Origin of the sequence: Pseudomonas sp. LS.1a (assembly GCF_022533585.1) — a bacterium.
Lineage (GTDB): Bacteria > Pseudomonadota > Gammaproteobacteria > Pseudomonadales > Pseudomonadaceae > Aquipseudomonas.
The window spans coordinates 5732440-5748595 of the sequence record NZ_CP092827.1; the positions used below are offsets into that span (position 1 = coordinate 5732440).

Annotated in this window: 18 protein-coding genes; all 18 read right to left on the minus strand. The window is 59.1% G+C overall.

Features of this window, described 5'->3' with window-relative positions:
* Positions 1 to 25: 25 nt before the first annotated feature.
* The 18 genes from atpD to MKK04_RS26475 all read right to left on the minus strand — a co-directional run bounded on the left by atpD (position 26) and on the right by MKK04_RS26475 (position 15988).
* Positions 26 to 1402 (minus strand): F0F1 ATP synthase subunit beta, encoded by a 1377-nt coding sequence (atpD, locus tag MKK04_RS26390; RefSeq protein ID WP_023383132.1) that lies wholly within the window; start codon positions 1400 to 1402, stop codon positions 26 to 28.
* Between the two features lie 27 nt (positions 1403 to 1429).
* A complete protein-coding gene (atpG, locus tag MKK04_RS26395) occupies positions 1430 to 2290 on the minus strand; it encodes a F0F1 ATP synthase subunit gamma (protein ID WP_023383133.1) in 861 nt (286 codons plus the stop codon).
* Between the two features lie 48 nt (positions 2291 to 2338).
* Positions 2339 to 3883 (minus strand): F0F1 ATP synthase subunit alpha, encoded by a 1545-nt coding sequence (gene atpA / locus MKK04_RS26400; RefSeq protein WP_046615332.1) that lies wholly within the window; start codon positions 3881 to 3883, stop codon positions 2339 to 2341.
* A 21-nt stretch (positions 3884 to 3904) separates the two neighbouring features.
* The gene (locus MKK04_RS26405; protein WP_043214190.1) at positions 3905 to 4441 is read right to left on the minus strand and encodes a F0F1 ATP synthase subunit delta; all 537 of its coding nucleotides are present in this window, start codon (positions 4439 to 4441) and stop codon (positions 3905 to 3907) included.
* Between the two features lie 12 nt (positions 4442 to 4453).
* A complete protein-coding gene (locus MKK04_RS26410) occupies positions 4454 to 4924 on the minus strand; it encodes a F0F1 ATP synthase subunit B (RefSeq protein WP_023383136.1) in 471 nt (156 codons plus the stop codon).
* 57 nt (positions 4925 to 4981) lie between these two features.
* Positions 4982 to 5239, minus strand: coding sequence for a F0F1 ATP synthase subunit C (gene atpE / locus MKK04_RS26415; protein ID WP_003097235.1), 258 nt, complete (start codon positions 5237 to 5239; stop codon positions 4982 to 4984).
* 144 nt (positions 5240 to 5383) lie between these two features.
* Complete coding sequence (atpB, locus tag MKK04_RS26420) at positions 5384 to 6253, minus strand: F0F1 ATP synthase subunit A (protein ID WP_023383137.1); 870 nt, start codon at positions 6251 to 6253, stop codon at positions 5384 to 5386.
* Positions 6254 to 6269: 16 nt separating this feature from the next.
* Positions 6270 to 6677 (minus strand): F0F1 ATP synthase subunit I, encoded by a 408-nt coding sequence (locus tag MKK04_RS26425; protein WP_008092225.1) that lies wholly within the window; start codon positions 6675 to 6677, stop codon positions 6270 to 6272.
* Positions 6678 to 6825: 148 nt separating this feature from the next.
* Positions 6826 to 7698, minus strand: coding sequence for a ParB/RepB/Spo0J family partition protein (locus tag MKK04_RS26430; RefSeq protein WP_207831401.1), 873 nt, complete (start codon positions 7696 to 7698; stop codon positions 6826 to 6828).
* Between the two features lie 9 nt (positions 7699 to 7707).
* On the minus strand, positions 7708 to 8499 hold the full coding sequence (locus tag MKK04_RS26435; protein WP_012274913.1) for a ParA family protein: 792 nt from the start codon (positions 8497 to 8499) through the stop codon (positions 7708 to 7710).
* A gap of 18 nt (positions 8500 to 8517) precedes the next feature.
* Positions 8518 to 9168 carry a 16S rRNA (guanine(527)-N(7))-methyltransferase RsmG gene (gene rsmG / locus MKK04_RS26440; RefSeq protein ID WP_003260025.1) on the minus strand — a complete coding sequence of 217 codons (651 nt, stop codon included), beginning with the start codon at positions 9166 to 9168 and terminating at the stop codon, positions 8518 to 8520.
* Positions 9165 to 11057 carry a tRNA uridine-5-carboxymethylaminomethyl(34) synthesis enzyme MnmG gene (mnmG, locus tag MKK04_RS26445; protein ID WP_207831403.1) on the minus strand — a complete coding sequence of 631 codons (1893 nt, stop codon included), beginning with the start codon at positions 11055 to 11057 and terminating at the stop codon, positions 9165 to 9167. The genes rsmG and mnmG overlap by 4 nt, the downstream gene beginning before the upstream one ends.
* Before the next feature lie 570 nt (positions 11058 to 11627).
* Positions 11628 to 12998 carry a tRNA uridine-5-carboxymethylaminomethyl(34) synthesis GTPase MnmE gene (mnmE, locus tag MKK04_RS26450; RefSeq protein ID WP_207831405.1) on the minus strand — a complete coding sequence of 457 codons (1371 nt, stop codon included), beginning with the start codon at positions 12996 to 12998 and terminating at the stop codon, positions 11628 to 11630.
* Between the two features lie 87 nt (positions 12999 to 13085).
* Positions 13086 to 14768, minus strand: a complete 1683-nt coding sequence (gene yidC / locus MKK04_RS26455; RefSeq protein WP_207831407.1) for a membrane protein insertase YidC — start codon at positions 14766 to 14768, stop codon at positions 13086 to 13088.
* Between the two features lie 2 nt (positions 14769 to 14770).
* Entirely contained in the window at positions 14771 to 15016 is a 246-nt protein-coding gene (gene yidD, locus MKK04_RS26460) for a membrane protein insertion efficiency factor YidD (protein WP_015268406.1), read from the minus strand.
* Positions 15009 to 15413, minus strand: coding sequence for a ribonuclease P protein component (gene rnpA / locus MKK04_RS26465; RefSeq protein ID WP_082888282.1), 405 nt, complete (start codon positions 15411 to 15413; stop codon positions 15009 to 15011). Before rnpA ends, yidD begins: the two co-directional genes overlap by 8 nt.
* A 13-nt stretch (positions 15414 to 15426) precedes the next feature.
* On the minus strand, positions 15427 to 15561 hold the full coding sequence (gene rpmH / locus MKK04_RS26470) for a 50S ribosomal protein L34 (protein WP_003253163.1): 135 nt from the start codon (positions 15559 to 15561) through the stop codon (positions 15427 to 15429).
* 85 nt (positions 15562 to 15646) lie between these two features.
* Positions 15647 to 15988: a hypothetical protein gene (locus MKK04_RS26475; protein WP_241106129.1), complete on the minus strand. Its 342-nt coding sequence runs from the start codon at positions 15986 to 15988 to the stop codon at positions 15647 to 15649.
* Positions 15989 to 16156: the final 168 nt, after the last annotated feature.

The following is a 16156-nucleotide window of genomic DNA, read 5'->3' on the forward strand; positions in this document are numbered from 1 at the left end:
TAGCGCCCCTTTCGGGGCGCCGGGATTACAGTTTCTTGGCTTTCTCGATCGCTTCGTCGATGCTGCCGACCATGTAGAACGCTTGTTCTGGCAGGTGGTCGTAGTCACCTTTGAGGATGCCGCTGAAGCCAGCGATGGTGTCTTTCAGGGAAACGTACTTGCCTGGCGAACCGGTGAAGACTTCGGCCACGAAGAACGGCTGCGACAGGAAGCGCTGGATCTTACGAGCGCGGGCTACCAGTTGCTTGTCGGCTTCGGACAGTTCGTCCATACCCAGGATCGCGATGATGTCTTTCAGCTCTTTGTAGCGCTGCAGAACATACTGAACCTGGCGAGCAGTTTCGTAGTGCTCGTTGCCGATCACGTTCGGGTCCAGCTGGCGCGAAGTCGAGTCCAGTGGGTCGACCGCCGGGTAGATACCCAGGGAGGCGATGTCACGGGACAGAACGACGGTGGCGTCCAGGTGGGCGAAGGTGGTGGCTGGCGACGGGTCGGTCAGGTCGTCCGCAGGTACGTATACGGCCTGGATCGAGGTGATCGAACCTTCTTTGGTCGAAGTAATACGTTCTTGCAGAACGCCCATCTCTTCGGCCAGGGTCGGCTGATAACCTACTGCGGAAGGCATACGGCCCAGCAGTGCGGATACTTCGGTACCGGCCAGGGTGTAACGATAGATGTTGTCGACGAACAGCAGAACGTCGTTACCTTCGTCACGGAACTTCTCGGCCATGGTCAGGCCGGTCAGCGCTACGCGCAGACGGTTTCCTGGTGGCTCGTTCATCTGACCGTAGACCAGTGCTACCTTGTCGAGAACGTTGGAATCCTTCATCTCGTGGTAGAAGTCGTTACCCTCACGAGTACGCTCACCCACACCGGCGAACACGGAGTAACCGCTGTGCTCAATGGCGATGTTACGGATCAGTTCCATCATGTTAACGGTCTTGCCGACGCCGGCACCACCGAACAGACCAACCTTACCACCCTTGGCGAACGGGCAAACCAGGTCGATAACCTTGATGCCGGTTTCCAGCAGGTCGTTGCCGCCTGCCTGGTCAGCGAAGGAAGGAGCCTTCTGGTGGATACCACGACGCTCTTCTTCGCCGATCGGGCCGGCTTCGTCGATCGGGTTGCCCAGTACGTCCATGATACGGCCCAGAGTGGCCTTACCAACAGGAACGGAAATGGCAGCGCCGGTGTCGACGACATCCAGACCGCGCTTCAGGCCTTCGGTCGAGCCCATCGCAATGGTACGAACCACGCCGTCGCCCAGCTGCTGCTGAACTTCCAGGGTGGTTTCCGCGCCTTGTACTTTCAGCGCGTTGTAAACACTCGGCACGACGTCACGTGGGAATTCCACGTCGATGACGGCGCCGATGATTTGAACGATACGTCCGCTACTCATAGCTGGATCCTCTGAATATTTGAACCGTTAAACCGCGGCAGCGCCGCCGACGATTTCCGAGATCTCCTGGGTGATCGCAGCCTGACGCGCCTTGTTGTAGATCAGCTGGAGTTCGCTGATCAAATCACCGGCGTTGTCTGTGGCGTTCTTCATGGCGATCATCCGGGCCGCTTGTTCAGCAGCGTTGTTCTCGACCACCGCCTGGTACACCTGCGACTCCACGTAACGCACCATCAAGCCGTCCAGCAGCTCTTTTGCGTCGGGTTCGTACAGGTAGTCCCAGTGGTGCTTGAGATCCTGATCCGGGGTTGCCACCAACGGTACCAATTGCTCGACCGTCGGTTTTTGGGTCATGGTGTTGATGAACTTGTTCGAAACCACCGAGAGGCGATCGATACGGCCGTCCAGGTAGGCGTCCAGCATCACTTTGACGGAGCCGATCAGATCGTTGATCGATGGCTCTTCGCCCAGGTGGCTGATCGCGGCTACGACGTTGCCGCCAAAGATGCGGAAGAAAGTCGCACCCTTGCTGCCGATCACGCACAGGTCGATTTCCACGCCCTGTTCGCGGTTTTCGTTCATGTCCTTGACCAGGGCCTTGAACAGGTTGGTGTTCAAGCCACCGCACAGACCACGGTCACTGCTCACCACGATATAACCGGCGCGCTTTACAGGGCGCTCGATCATGAACGGGTGGCGGTATTCCGGGTTGGCGTTGGCCAGATGACCGATCACCTGGCGGATACGCTCCGCGTAAGGACGGCTAGCAGCCATGCGCAGTTGTGCCTTGCGCATCTTGCTGACCGCCACTTTCTCCATGGCGCTGGTAATCTTTTGCGTGCTTTTGATGCTCGCAATCTTACTGCGAATCTCTTTTGCGCCTGCCATGTATCACCTATCAGGTTAGCAAGCGGGGGCCGCAGCCCCCGCTGCGGCTTACCAGGTCTGGGTGGCCTTGAACTTCTCGATACCGGCTTTCATGCCAGCGTCGATTTCGTCGTTGAAGTCACCCTTCACGTTGATCTTCGCCATCAGTTCGGCGTGATCACGGTTGAAGTAGGCGATCAGTGCTTGCTCGAAGCTACCGACCTTGTTGACTTCCACGTCAGTCAGGAAACCACGCTCAGCGGCGTACAGCGACAGAGCCATGTCCGCGATGGACATCGGCGCGTACTGCTTCTGCTTCATCAGCTCGGTAACGCGCTGACCATGCTCCAGCTGCTTGCGGGTCGCTTCGTCCAGATCGGAAGCGAACTGGGCGAATGCAGCCAGTTCACGGTACTGAGCCAGAGCGGTACGGATACCACCGGACAGCTTCTTGATGATCTTGGTCTGAGCGGCACCACCTACGCGGGATACCGAAACACCGGCGTTCACTGCAGGGCGGATGCCCGAGTTGAACATGGCCGATTCCAGGAAGATCTGACCGTCGGTGATGGAAATCACGTTGGTCGGAACGAACGCGGAAACGTCGCCAGCCTGGGTTTCGATGATCGGCAGGGCGGTCAGGGAACCGGTCTTGCCAGTGACTGCGCCGTTGGTGAACTTCTCGACGTATTCTTCCGAAACGCGCGATGCACGCTCCAGCAGACGGGAGTGGAGATAGAACACGTCACCTGGGTACGCTTCACGTCCTGGCGGACGGCGCAGCAGCAGGGAGATCTGACGGTAAGCAACGGCCTGCTTGGACAGGTCATCGTAAACGATCAGGGCGTCTTCACCGCGGTCACGGAAGTATTCGCCCATGGTGCAGCCGGCGTAAGGAGCCAGGAACTGCAGCGCGGCCGATTCCGAGGCGCTGGCGGCAACAACGATGGTGTTGGCCAGGGCGCCGGCTTCTTCCAGCTTGCGCACAACGTTGGCGATGGTCGACTGCTTCTGGCCTACGGCCACGTATACGCAGAAGATACCGCTGTTTTTCTGGTTGATGATCGCGTCGACCGCCATGGCGGTCTTACCGATCTGACGGTCACCGATGATCAGCTCGCGCTGGCCACGGCCAACCGGGATCATGGCGTCAACCGACTTGTAGCCAGTCTGTACAGGCTGGTCTACCGACTTACGCCAGATAACACCCGGAGCGACCTTTTCGACCGCGTCGGTTTCGGTGGTGGCCAGAGGACCTTTGCCATCGATCGGGTTACCCAGAGCGTCGACGACGCGGCCCAGCAGGCCTTTGCCAACCGGAACTTCCAGGATGCGACCGGTGCACTTGGCGCTCATGCCCTCGGCGAGGGAGGTGTACGCACCCAGTACCACCGCACCTACGGAGTCTTGCTCCAGGTTCAGTGCCATACCGTATACGCCGCCCGGGAACTCGATCATTTCGCCATACATAGCGTCGGCCAGACCGTGGATCCGTACGATACCGTCGGAAACGCTTACGACGGTACCTTCGTTACGGGCTTGGGAGCCGACATCGAGCTTCTCGATGCGACCCTTGATGATTTCACTAATTTCGGAAGGATTGAGTTGCTGCATTGCTCTGCTGCCCCTTCAAACTCAAGATTTCAATGCTTCGGCCAGTTTCGCGATCTTGCCGCGAACCGAGCCATCGATTACCAGGTCGCCGGCGCGGATGACGACGCCGCCGATCAGGCTGGCATCCTCCGACGCGTGCAGGCGCACTTCCCGGCTGAGCCGTGCACTGAGAACCTTGGCGAGTTTGTCTTGCTGTTCTTGGTTCAACGCAAAAGCACTGGTGACTTCCACGTCCACGGATTTTTCTTGCTCGGCCTTGTACAGGTCGAACAGGGCGGCAATCTCCGGCAGGAGCAGGAGACGGTCGTTTTCCGCGGCAACATGAATGAAATTCTGTGCCTGTGCATCGAACTTGTCACCGCACACTTCAATGAATGCGGCGGCCTTTTCTGCGCTTGTCAGTCGCGGGGCCTTGAGCAGGCGCTGCATGGTGTCGTCTTCCGACACCGCAGCAGCCAGGCCGAGCATGGCTGACCAATTGGCCAGTTGCTGATGGGCCTGGGCATGCTCAAAGGCAGCCTTAGCGTAAGGTCGGGCCAACGTGGTCAGTTCTGCCATGATCGCCCTCGCTTAAATTTCAGCGGCCAGTTTGTTAACCAGCTCCGCATGCGCGTTTTGATCGATTGTGGCGCCAAGGATCTTTTCAGCACCGCCAACAGCCAGGGCACCCACTTGGGCACGCAGGGCGTCTTTGACGCTGTTCAGTTCCTGTTCGATCTCGGCTTGAGCCTGAGCCTTCACACGGTCAGCTTCGACGCGAGCCTGTTCACGGGCTTCCTCGACAAGCTGAGCAGCGCGTTTCTTGCTTTGCTCAATGATTTCGGCTGCCTGTGCCTTCGCTTCACGCAGTTGCTGACCCGCTTTCTCTTGGGCCAGCTCCAGGTCGCGAGCTGCGCGGTTGGCAGCGTCCAAGCCGTCGGCAATCTTCTTTTGGCGCTCTTGCAGGGCAGTGATGACCGGAGGCCATACATACTTCATGCAGAAGAGTACAAAAATCAGAAAAGCAACGGATTGGCCAATCAGGGTTGCATTAATGTTCACGCCAACACCTCGCTCGGTCTTTGTCCATCACATCAATCAACTCGTAGAAACGAGTGATTAGCCGGCGATCTGACCAACGAAGGGGTTCGCGAAGGTGAAGAACAGAGCGATACCAACACCGATCATGGTTACGGCGTCGAGCAGACCGGCAACGATGAACATTTTCACCTGCAGCATCGGAACCATTTCTGGTTGACGAGCAGCGCCTTCCAGGAACTTGCCGCCCAGCAGGCCGAAACCAATGGCGGTACCCAGAGCACCCAGGCCGATCAGCAGAGCAACAGCGATAGCGGTCAGACCAACTACAGTTTCCATCTTTCCTCCCGACTTTTACGTCGTATTGGTTAGGTTTTTAGTTTGAAGCGGTAAAACAAATCGTTTGGTACAGCATGCCCTTGCGGACTTTTTAAGCCCTCCCCCCAAACGAGCGGGGAAGGCTATCAGACACGCCAGGCGGTCTTAATGGTTATCTTCGTGAGCCATCGACAGGTAGACGATGGTAAGCATCATGAAGATGAAGGCTTGCAGGGTGATGATCAGGATGTGGAACACAGCCCACGCCCACTGCAGCACCACACCCAGGCCGCTGAGCCAGAGGATGCCGGCGCCGAACATCACGGCGATCAGGATGAACACCAGCTCGCCGGCGTACATGTTGCCGAACAGACGCAGTGCCAGCGAGATCGGCTTGGCGATCAGGGTGACGAATTCCAGCAGGAAGTTGACCGGAATCAGCAGGATCTGCACGAAGATGTTCTTGCTGCCGAACGGGTGCAGGGTCAGCTCACCGATGAAGCCGCCCAGGCCCTTGACCTTGATGCTGTAGAAGATGATCAGGGCGAACACACAGAAGGCCATGGCCAGGGTCGCGTTCGGGTCGGTGGTCGACACGGCGCGGAACGGAATGTGCGGGTCACCGGAGATCAGGATGGCCAGCTGAGGAATCCAGTCGACCGGTACCAGGTCGATGGCGTTCATCAGGAACACCCAGACGAAAATGGTCAGCGCCAGCGGGGCGATTACCGGGCTACGGCCGTGGAAGGAGTCCTTCACGCTGCCGTTGACGAAGTCCACCAGCACTTCAACGAAGTTCTGCAGGCCGCCAGGTTGGCCGGAAGTCGCCTTCTTGGCCGCCATGCGGAAGATGAACAGGAAGATCAGACCCAGCGCGACGGACCAACCCAGGGTGTCCAGGTGGAACGCCCAGAAGCCCATTGCCTTGGCTTCTGCAGCCGAATGGGCGAAGCCCCAGCTGCCGTCTGGTAGTTGACCGTAGGTCAGGTTCTGCAAGTGGTGCTGGATATAGCCCGAAGCGGTTTCTGCTGCCATGGTTGCCTCAAACGCCCTAAGGTCTCGAAAGTCTTTTATTCATCAGCAGGGGCGCGAACCAGCTGACCAAAAGGGTCAACACGAAGACGCCGAATACTGCTAACGGCGCCAGTGGCTTCACTCCTGCGAAGGTCAGTGCAAAAAGCACTGCCGTCAAAATCATCTTGCCTGCCTCGCCAGCGTAGAACGACTTGACGATGGCTTGTGCCGCCCGGGCCCCGCTGAAGCGAAAAGCCTTCCAGGCGAAATACACATTGGGTAGCCAGGCAATCAAACCTCCGCAAAGGCCTGAATATCCACTGACCGCCCCTTTCCACTGCCACAACACCAACGTTGCCAGCAGCAGTACGACGAATTGAGCCAGCAGTACCGGGAAAACCGCCCAGCGATGGAAAGGCAGGCGGTTTGGCGTGCGGATTTCCATCACAACTGCTCCTCGGAAGTCGACCAACAAGTCAGTTATGACTTGGCATAATTTGTGCCGACAAAATGCGCGCAGAGTATAGGGGTGGATTAACCCCTATTCAACTCTTCGTAGTGATTTCCGACTGCGCGCTACAACGGGAATTGTTTCAACGGATGTGAGCAAGCACGCCTTGCAACTCGTCAAGCGAGTTGTAGCGAATAACCAACTGGCCTTTGCCCTTGTTGCCATGACGGATCTGCACGGCCGAGCCCAGACGCTCTGCGAGCCGCTGTTCAAGGCGTGCGATATCCGGATCAGGTTTGCTCGGTTCGACCGGATCAGGCTTGTCGCTGAGCCACTGACGGACCAGTGCCTCGGTTTGGCGCACGGTGAGGCCACGTGCGACAACATGACGCGCCCCCTCCTCCTGACGGTGTTCTTCCAGGCCAAGCAATGCACGGGCGTGGCCCATCTCCAGGTCGCCATGGGCGAGCATGGTCTTGATCGCATCGGGCAGGGTGATCAGGCGCAGCAGGTTGGCCACGGTTACCCGCGACTTGCCCACGGCATCGGCCACCTGTTGCTGGGTGAGCTCGAACTCCTGCTGCAAGCGCTGCAGGGCCAGGGCTTCTTCCAGCGGGTTGAGGTCTTCACGCTGGATGTTCTCGATCAGCGCCATGGCGATGGCGGCTTCGTCGGGCACTTCGCGGACCATGGCCGGGATCTTGTCCAGGCCAGCCTGCTGGGTGGCACGCCAGCGGCGCTCACCGGCGATGATCTCGTAGCGGTTGCCATCGACCGGGCGCACCACGATCGGCTGCATCACGCCATGGTTGCGAATCGAGTGCGCGAGCTCTTCCAGCGCCTGCGGGTCCATGTCCCGGCGTGGCTGGTACTTGCCACGCTGGATCAGCTCGACCGGCAGGTGTTGCAGTTCTTTCTGGTCGATCTTCACAGCCTGCTCTTCGAGCGCGCTGACGGAAGGACCACTGAGCAGTGCATCCAACCCACGTCCGAGACCCCGTTTCTTGACGGCCATACGGATTCCTTAAGTTGTTTGTGCAGTGCGGGATTGACGACGTTGACGGCGTACCAGTTCCCCAGCCAGGGCCAGATAAGCCAGTGCGCCGCGCGATTGCTTGTCGTAGGCCAGGGCCGGCATGCCGAAGCTCGGGGCCTCGGCCAGGCGAATGTTGCGCGGAATGACCGTGTCGTACAGCTGCGGGCCAAAGTGCTCCTTAAGCTGCGCAGAAACATCGTTGTTCAGGCTCAGGCGCGGATCGTACATGGTCCGCAGCAGGCCTTCGATCTTCAGCTCCGGGTTCAACCGGGCAGCGATGCGCTTGATGTTATCCACAAGGTCGCTGAGACCTTCCAGTGCGTAGTACTCGCACTGCATCGGGATGATCACGCCATCAGAGGCGACCAGGGCGTTTAGCGTGAGCATCGACAGCGACGGCGGGCAGTCGATGAGGATGTAGTCGTAGTTCTCGCGGATCGGCGCCAGGGCGTTGCGCAGGCGGCTTTCCTTGACCTGCATTTCCAGCAGCACCACTTCGGCGGCGGTCAGGTCACGGTTGGCCGGCAGCAACTGGAAACCACCGTGCTCGGAGTAATGCATGGCCTGGGCCAGGTCGCATTCCCCGATCAACAGGTCGTAGACCGAGTGCTCGAGCTCGTGCTTGTCCACACCGCTGCCCATGGTGGCGTTGCCCTGCGGATCGAGGTCGATCAGCAGCACACGACGCTTGGTCGCGGCCAGCGAGGCGGCGAGATTGATACAGGTGGTTGTCTTGCCCACACCACCTTTCTGGTTCGCGATTGCGAATACCTTAGCCATTGTTGCGTGTGTTCCCAGTCATGCCTTGCGGCGCAGTATCAGCAGATGGCGCTGGCCCTGGCAACCTGGAACGGTCAGGGCCTGCTCGCTTTCCACTGTGAAGTCTGCGGGCAATGCTACCAGTTCATCGGCAGGATGCAGCCCCTTCATTGCAAGCCATTGCGTCCCGGTGTCGCCCAGGTGGCGGGTCCAGTTGGTGAAGTTCTCCATGCTGCTGAAGGCGCGAGAGATGATTCCGCTGAACGGTTGTGCCGGCTGGAAGGCTTCGACCCGGCTGTGGATAACCGTGAGGTTGTCCAGCTTGAGCTCCATTTTCACCTGGGTCAGGAAGCGGGTCTTCTTGCCATTGGCGTCCAGCACTGTCACGCGCTTGTGCGGATGCAGGATAGCCAACGGGATACCGGGCATGCCACCGCCACTGCCGACATCCAGCCAGTTGTCACGCTCGCTGTGGATAAACGGCATGACACTGAGGCTGTCGAGCAGGTGGCGCGACACCATCTCGTCAGGGTCGCGCACGGCGGTGAGGTTGTAGGCTTTGTTCCATTTGATCAACAGGGCCAGATAGCCGAGCAGCTTTTCGTGATGCTCGGCGCTCAGCTCGACACCGAGCTGGCGCGCACCTGTGGACAACTCTTCAGCGTGTTGCGGGGTGACCAGGGAACTCAAGCGCTTTGCTCCAATTCGCGGCCAGCGCCGCGTTTTTTCAAGTGAATCAGCAACAGGGAAATCGCCGCCGGGGTCACGCCCGGGATGCGCGAAGCCTGACCCAGGGTTTCCGGACGGGTCTGGCCCAGCTTGCCCTGGATTTCCTTGGACAGGCCGGAAATCGTCGAGTAATCGATATCCACAGGCAGACGGGTGTCTTCGCTGGCACGCAGGCGGGCGATTTCATCCTGCTGGCGGTCGATGTAACCGGCGTACTTGGTGCGGATCTCGACCTGCTCGGCGACCTGTGGATCGATCGCTTCGCCGCCGGTTGCCTCGATCAGCCCGGCGTAGTCGATTTCCGGACGTGCCAGCAGGTTGAGCAGGCTGTACTCGTGGCTGAGCGGGGTGCCGAACTTATCCACAATGGCCTGGCCTTGCTCGGTGTTCGGGCGTACCCAGGTCGACTTCAGGCGCTGTTCCTCGCGCTCGATGCCGTCGCGCTTGGCGCAGAAAGCGGCCCAGCGCTGGTCGTCGACCAGGCCGAGTTCGCGGCCCTTTTCGGTCAGGCGCAGGTCGGCGTTGTCTTCGCGCAGGATCAGGCGGTACTCGGCACGCGAAGTGAACATGCGGTACGGCTCCTGGGTACCCAGGGTAATCAGGTCGTCGACCAGTACGCCGATGTACGCCTCGTCGCGGCGCGGGCACCAGCTGTCACGGCCCTGCGCCCGCAGGGCAGCGTTGGTCCCGGCCAGCAAGCCCTGGGCGCCGGCTTCTTCGTAACCGGTGGTGCCGTTGATCTGGCCGGCGAAGAACAGTCCACCGATGACTTTGGTTTCGAGGCTGTACTTGAGGTCGCGCGGGTCGAAATAGTCGTATTCGATGGCATAGCCCGGGCGCACGATGTGGGCATTTTCCATGCCGCGGATCGAACGCACCAGTTCCAGCTGCACGTCGAACGGCAGCGAAGTGGAAATACCGTTGGGGTACAGCTCATGGGTGGTCAGGCCTTCCGGCTCGATGAACACCTGGTGGCTTTCCTTGTCGGCGAAGCGGTGGATCTTGTCTTCGATCGACGGGCAGTAGCGCGGGCCGACACCTTCGATCACACCCGAGTACATCGGCGAACGGTCGAGGTTCGAGGCAATGATCTCGTGGGTGCGCGCGTTGGTGTGGGTAATCCAGCAGCTTACCTGGCGCGGGTGCATCTGGGCATTGCCCATGAACGACATGACCGGGATAGGCGTATCACCTGGCTGCTCGGTCATCACCGAGAAGTCCACCGAACGGCCGTCGATGCGTGGCGGGGTACCGGTTTTCAGGCGGCCGACGCGCAGCGGCAGTTCACGCATGCGGTGGGCCAGGGCGATCGAAGGTGGATCACCGGCGCGACCACCGGAATGGTTTTGCAGACCAATGTGGATAAGCCCGCCGAGGAAGGTACCGGTGGTCAGAACCACCGATTCGGCGAAGAAACGCAGGCCCATCTGGGTTACCACGCCTTTGACCTGGTCCTGCTCGACGATCAGGTCGTCGCAGGACTGCTGGAATATCCACAGGTTCGGCTGGTTTTCCAGGATTTCACGGACCACGGCCTTGTAGATGGCGCGGTCGGCCTGTGCACGGGTGGCGCGTACGGCCGGGCCCTTGCGGTTGTTCAGAACGCGGAACTGGATGCCGCTCTTGTCGGTGGCCAGCGCCATGGCGCCGCCGAGGGCATCGATCTCTTTGACCAGATGGCTTTTGCCAATACCGCCGATGGCGGGGTTGCAGCTCATGTGACCGAGGGTTTCCACGTTATGGGTCAGCAGCAGGGTTTTCACACCCATGCGTGCAGACGCAAGCGCAGCCTCGGTACCGGCATGGCCGCCGCCGATGACGATCACTTCAAAACGGGAAGGGAAATCCACCACGCACCTCGTGCCTGTTTTTGCGAATAGAGAAGGTAAGCGGACAAGTATAGGGACTTCAGCCCCTTTAAAGAAACCGTCTGAGCAAAATTTGACCAGTCTGTGGATGAATGGCAGACAACAGAAATCAAAGAGGAAAAATTTAAAAAAGCTTTGTTTTTATGTTTATTCTTATGCACATGCCTGTCTGTGGATAAGGTTATGCAGCCCTTTATCCATGCTGCATAGAGAAAAATTAAACCCTGTGGCTGGAGTGCCATGAGGGCTATGGATAACATGATTTAGCCTGTGGATTAAATGGCTGTTTACCCACAAGCGGGTTTGTCCTCAGCAAAAAAGCCTGCTTATCAACGGAGCTCAATGCGAGTTTTCCACAGGGCTCCTGAGAGCAGATTGGTGTAGGCGAATGAAAAAAATGTGAACCTGCACCGGCCTCTTCGCGGGTGAACCCGCTCCCGCAGGGTTCTGCACAGCCTTCAGGTGCGGCGCGATTTCCGTAGGAGCTGTGAAATTTGAGGCAAAAAAAAGCCGCTCCCGAAGGAGCGGCTCTCGGCCTTGCCTGGCTGTGGATTACTTGCCGATGCAGAAGCTGGAGAAAATCCGCCCCAGCAGGTCATCCGAGCTGAATGCCCCGGTAATCTCCCCCAGGGCCTGCTGCGCCTGGCGCAGGTCTTCCGCCAACAGTTCACCCGCACCAGCCAGGGTCAGTTGTGCACGGCCGTGCTCCAGGTGCTCGCTGGCCTGGCGCAGGGCATCCAGATGGCGCCGGCGGGCGCTGAAACCACTCTCAGCGGTCTGTTCATAACCCATGCAGGCCTTCAGGTGGTCGCGCAGCAGCTGCAGCCCTGCGTCATCCCCTTTGGCGCTGAGAGTGATCGTCACATGGCCGTCATCACACTGTTCCAGCGCGACCCGCTCACCACTCAGGTCGGCCTTGTTGCGAATCAGCGTGACCTTGCCCGGGTCCGGCCGCTGGTCGAGAAATTCCGGCCACAGGGCAAACGGGTCGCTGGCCTCGGGCGCGGTGGAGTCCACCACCAACAGCACGCGGTCTGCCTCGCCAATGGCCTTCAGCGCGCGTTCCACGCCGATCTTTTCCACATGGTCATCGGTATCGCGCAGGCCGGCAGTATCGACCACGTGCAGCGGCATGCCGTCGATGTGGATATGTTCGCGCAGGATGTCCCGGGTGGTACCGGCAATATCGGTGACGATGGCTGCTTCCCGCCCGGCCAGCTGGTTCAGCAGGCTCGACTTGCCTGCATTCGGCCGGCCGGCGATGACCACGGTCATGCCATCACGCAGCAAGGCCCCCTGCCCGGCTTCACGCTGTACTCTGGACAAATCTCCCCGCACTGTATCGAGCATCGCCAGCACGTGGCCATCGGCGAGGAAGTCGATTTCCTCCTCAGGGAAGTCGATCGCCGCCTCGACGTAGATGCGCAGCGCAATCAACGCCTCGGTCAGGAAATGCACGCGCTTGGAGAACTCCCCCTGTAGCGAACGCAGGGCATTGCGCGCGGCCTGGCTGGAACTGGCCTCGATCAGGTCGGCAATGGCTTCAGCCTGGGCCAGGTCGAGTTTGTCGTTGAGGAACGCACGCTCGCTGAACTCCCCCGGGCGGGCCAGCCGGCAACCCACTTGTACACAGCGCTGCAGCAGCATATCCAGCACCACCGGGCCACCGTGGCCCTGCAGTTCCAGCACGTCCTCGCCGGTGAACGAGTTCGGCCCGGGGAAGAACAGCGCAATCCCTTCGTCCAGCACCAGCCCTTCCTCGTCGCGGAACGGGCCGTAATGGGCGTGGCGCGGGGTAAGCGTACGGCCGGTGATCAACTGGCCGGCCTGGGCAGCCAGAGGGCCGGACAACCTGACAATACCCACACCGCCGCGGCCCTGGGCGGTGGCGATGGCGGCGATGGTTTCACGCACAGTGTTCATGCTCGAAAGCCTCTACGACAAAAACGACAGATAGCAAAAACGCCCCACTAGGGGGCGTTTTTATTCACAGGCTAGCGTAGCAGCCTGTCAAGCAGCAGCTTTTTTGCTGGCTGCTTCGATGCTGCGGGTGATGTACCACTGCTGTGCAATCGACAGGCAGTTGTTCACAACCCAGTACAGCACCAGACCAGCCGGGAACCACAGGAAGAAGAAGGTGAAGATGATCGGCATCATTTTCATCACCTTGGCCTGCATCGGATCTGGCGGCGTCGGGTTCAGACGTTGCTGGATGAACATGGTGGCGCCCATGATGATCGGCAGGATGAAGAACGGATCCTTGATCGACAGGTCGGTAATCCACAGCATCCATGGGGCCTGGCGCATTTCCACGCTTTCCAGCAGTACCCAGTACAGGGCCAGGAACACCGGCATCTGCACCAGGATCGGCAGGCAGCCGCCCAGCGGGTTGATCTTCTCTTTCTTGTACAGCTCCATCATCGCCTGGGACATCTTCTGGCGATCGTCACCGAAGCGTTCCTTCAGTGCAGCGAGCTTCGGCGCAACGGCACGCATGCGCGCCATCGAACGGTAGCTGGCAGCCGACAGCGGGAAGAACAGGCCTTTGATCAGCATGGTCAGCACGATGATCGACCAGCCCCAGTTACCCAGCAGGCTGTGGATATGTTGCAGCAGCCAGAAGATCGGCTGGGCGATGAACCACAGGAAGCCGTAGTCGACGGTCAGTTCCAGGCCTGGGGACAACTCTTTCAGCTTGGACTGGATTTTCGGGCCGGCGTACAGCATGGCACTGGTTTCGACCTTGCCGCCAGCAGGCACGCTGATGGCCGGGCCGGTGTAGCCGATGATGTAGTTGCCCTGGCTGTCCTTGCGGGTCTGAACAACATTGTTGTCCGACTTGGCCGGAATCCAGGCGGTCACGAAGTAGTGCTGCAACCAGGCAACCCAGCCGCCGGACACATTTTCTTTCAAACTACCTTTGTCGATGTCCTTCATCGAGACCTTTTTGTAAGGCTCGGAAGCTGTCCACAGGGCGGCGCCCAGGTAGGTAGCGGTGCCGGTGGCGGTGCTCGACGACGGATCGGAGCTGGCGTCACGCTTGAGCTGGGCAAACATGTTGCCGCTCCAGGCCTGGCCGCTCTGGTTGTCGATCAGGTAGCTGACGGTCAGGTCGTACTCGCCGCGCTTGAAGCTGAAGCGCTTGATGTAGTTGACGCCGTTATCGCTGAACTTCAGGTCGACCACCAGTTGCTGCTGGCCATCGGCCAACTGGTAAGCCTTCTTGTCGGCAGCGTACAGCGGGCGACCGGCAGGACGGGCATCCGGACCGTTGGTGCCGGTCAGGCCGCTTTGTGCCAGGTAGACACGTTCGCCACCGTTGTCGAACAGCTGGAACGGAATGTCCGGATGATCCTGGCGACGTGGGTACTGCGGCAGGTTCAGCTGGACGATGTCACCACCGACCGGATCGATAGCCAGTTCCAGAACATCGGTCTTGACCCGGATCAGGTCCTTGCTGACCGCGACCGGCGCCAGTTCGGCTGCGCTGGTTTCGGCGTTGGCACTTGGTACATCGGCGCTGGCGCCGGCATTACCGGCCGGTACGCCGTCCGGCAAGCCCGGGGCAACAGTGCTGGCAGCAGTATTCTGAGTCGGCAGGGCAGCCTGGCCGTAGTCCTGGTTCCACTTGAGGACCATGACGTAGGACACGATTGCCAGGGCGACGATCAGGATCGTGCGTTTAATATCCATGATTACTCGGCTATCGAAGAAGTTCGGGAGGAAGGAGCGGGAGGAACGGGATCGAAACCGCCGTCGTTCCACGGATGACAACGCCCCAGGCGACGAACGGCTAGCCACCCACCACGCCAGAGGCCGTGGTTTTCGATGGCTTCATAAGCGTAACAGGAGCAACTGGGGAAGAAACGACAGTGATTGGCCATCAGAGGACTAATGGCATAACGGTAAAACTGGATCGGAACGAGCGCCAGTTTACGCATCTTGACTGTCTACCCCTGCGGAATTGGCAGTCGCTGCTGGAGCGGGCCGGCTGCGCGCCAGGCGTTTCCAGAGTTTGCCAAAGTGTTGGTGCAATTCCGGGTTTTCTATCTCACCCAATCCCTTGCGCGCGACGATCACGATGTCCAACCCGGCAAGCAATTGCTGGTTCAGACGAAAGGAATCGCGCATCAAGCGCTTGAGGCGGTTGCGTTGAACGGCGAGCTTGACGCTCTTCTTGCCGATCACCAGGCCAAGGCGTGGGTGATCGAGGCCGTTCTCGCGAGCAAGGATCAGCAGGTTTTTCCCTGGAACCTTGCCGGTTGGGGAGTCGAAGACCGCTTTGAAATGTCGGGGTGTAAGCAGTCGCTTTTCCCGACTGAAGTCCTGACTCACCACCTGTGCCGAAAAATCAAATGGCCAGACGCTTACGGCCTTTGGCACGACGACGCGACAGAACAGCGCGGCCGTTCTTGGTAGCCATACGGGCACGGAAGCCGTGGGTGCGCGCGCGCTTGATGGTGCTTGGTTGGAAAGTACGTTTCATGGCGTATTACCTGGTTTGTCGACGACGGGCCGGGATGGCCCCCTTTTTAAGAGACCGGCGATTCTAGAGAAAGCAAGCCCGTAGGTCAATTTCCAACCAGTCTTTCCATATAGAGCACGTGATGGACGGTGCGTGCTTGTCCATCACCACGGGGTGCTTGATCGGACACACGAATTGGGGACAACATGAAAAAAAAGAAGAGACATATAAAAAGCTTTTCTGAAGAATCTATAAATCTTAAGTGGATAACCTTCTGTGGATAACCTTCTTGAGACCATAAAATACGCGCTGTACAGAGTTTTACAACTGTGTTCTCAACCGGTGCTGCGCTTGTTTCCTTCATGGTCAAAAGCTGTGGATGAAAACGACGCTTATCCACAGTCGAGTTATCAACAGGGCTGACCCCAGGGTTGTGCATAGCGCTCATGGTCGCTTATCCACAGGGCTTATTCACAGCGCCGCGAAGCCGTTTCGGTCGATAAATGGCTGTTTTGTCATGGTTCCTAGCGTGTCCACATGTGGATAACTGAACGCTCGACCGGTACAATGGCGGTTTGTTTTTGCCTCATCCGGCTTTCAAACTCAGGGGATATCC

Excerpts from the sequence above, each read along its gene's own strand:
- atpD (WP_023383132.1), bottom strand. The coding sequence starts at position 1,402 with ATGAGTAGCGGACGTATCGTTCAAATCATCGGCGCCGTCATCGACGTG.
- atpG (WP_023383133.1), bottom strand. The coding sequence starts at position 2,290 with ATGGCAGGCGCAAAAGAGATTCGCAGTAAGATTGCGAGCATCAAAAGC.
- atpA (WP_046615332.1), bottom strand. The coding sequence starts at position 3,883 with ATGCAGCAACTCAATCCTTCCGAAATTAGTGAAATCATCAAGGGTCGC.
- MKK04_RS26405 (WP_043214190.1), bottom strand. The coding sequence starts at position 4,441 with ATGGCAGAACTGACCACGTTGGCCCGACCTTACGCTAAGGCTGCCTTT.
- atpE (WP_003097235.1), bottom strand. The coding sequence starts at position 5,239 with ATGGAAACTGTAGTTGGTCTGACCGCTATCGCTGTTGCTCTGCTGATC.
- atpB (WP_023383137.1), bottom strand. The coding sequence starts at position 6,253 with ATGGCAGCAGAAACCGCTTCGGGCTATATCCAGCACCACTTGCAGAAC.
- MKK04_RS26425 (WP_008092225.1), bottom strand. The coding sequence starts at position 6,677 with ATGGAAATCCGCACGCCAAACCGCCTGCCTTTCCATCGCTGGGCGGTT.
- MKK04_RS26430 (WP_207831401.1), bottom strand. The coding sequence starts at position 7,698 with ATGGCCGTCAAGAAACGGGGTCTCGGACGTGGGTTGGATGCACTGCTC.
- MKK04_RS26435 (WP_012274913.1), bottom strand. The coding sequence starts at position 8,499 with ATGGCTAAGGTATTCGCAATCGCGAACCAGAAAGGTGGTGTGGGCAAG.
- mnmE (WP_207831405.1), bottom strand. The coding sequence starts at position 12,998 with ATGAACACTGTGCGTGAAACCATCGCCGCCATCGCCACCGCCCAGGGC.
- yidC (WP_207831407.1), bottom strand. The coding sequence starts at position 14,768 with ATGGATATTAAACGCACGATCCTGATCGTCGCCCTGGCAATCGTGTCC.
- yidD (WP_015268406.1), bottom strand. The coding sequence starts at position 15,016 with ATGCGTAAACTGGCGCTCGTTCCGATCCAGTTTTACCGTTATGCCATT.
- rpmH (WP_003253163.1), bottom strand. The coding sequence starts at position 15,561 with ATGAAACGTACTTTCCAACCAAGCACCATCAAGCGCGCGCGCACCCAC.
- MKK04_RS26475 (WP_241106129.1), bottom strand. The coding sequence starts at position 15,988 with ATGAGCGCTATGCACAACCCTGGGGTCAGCCCTGTTGATAACTCGACT.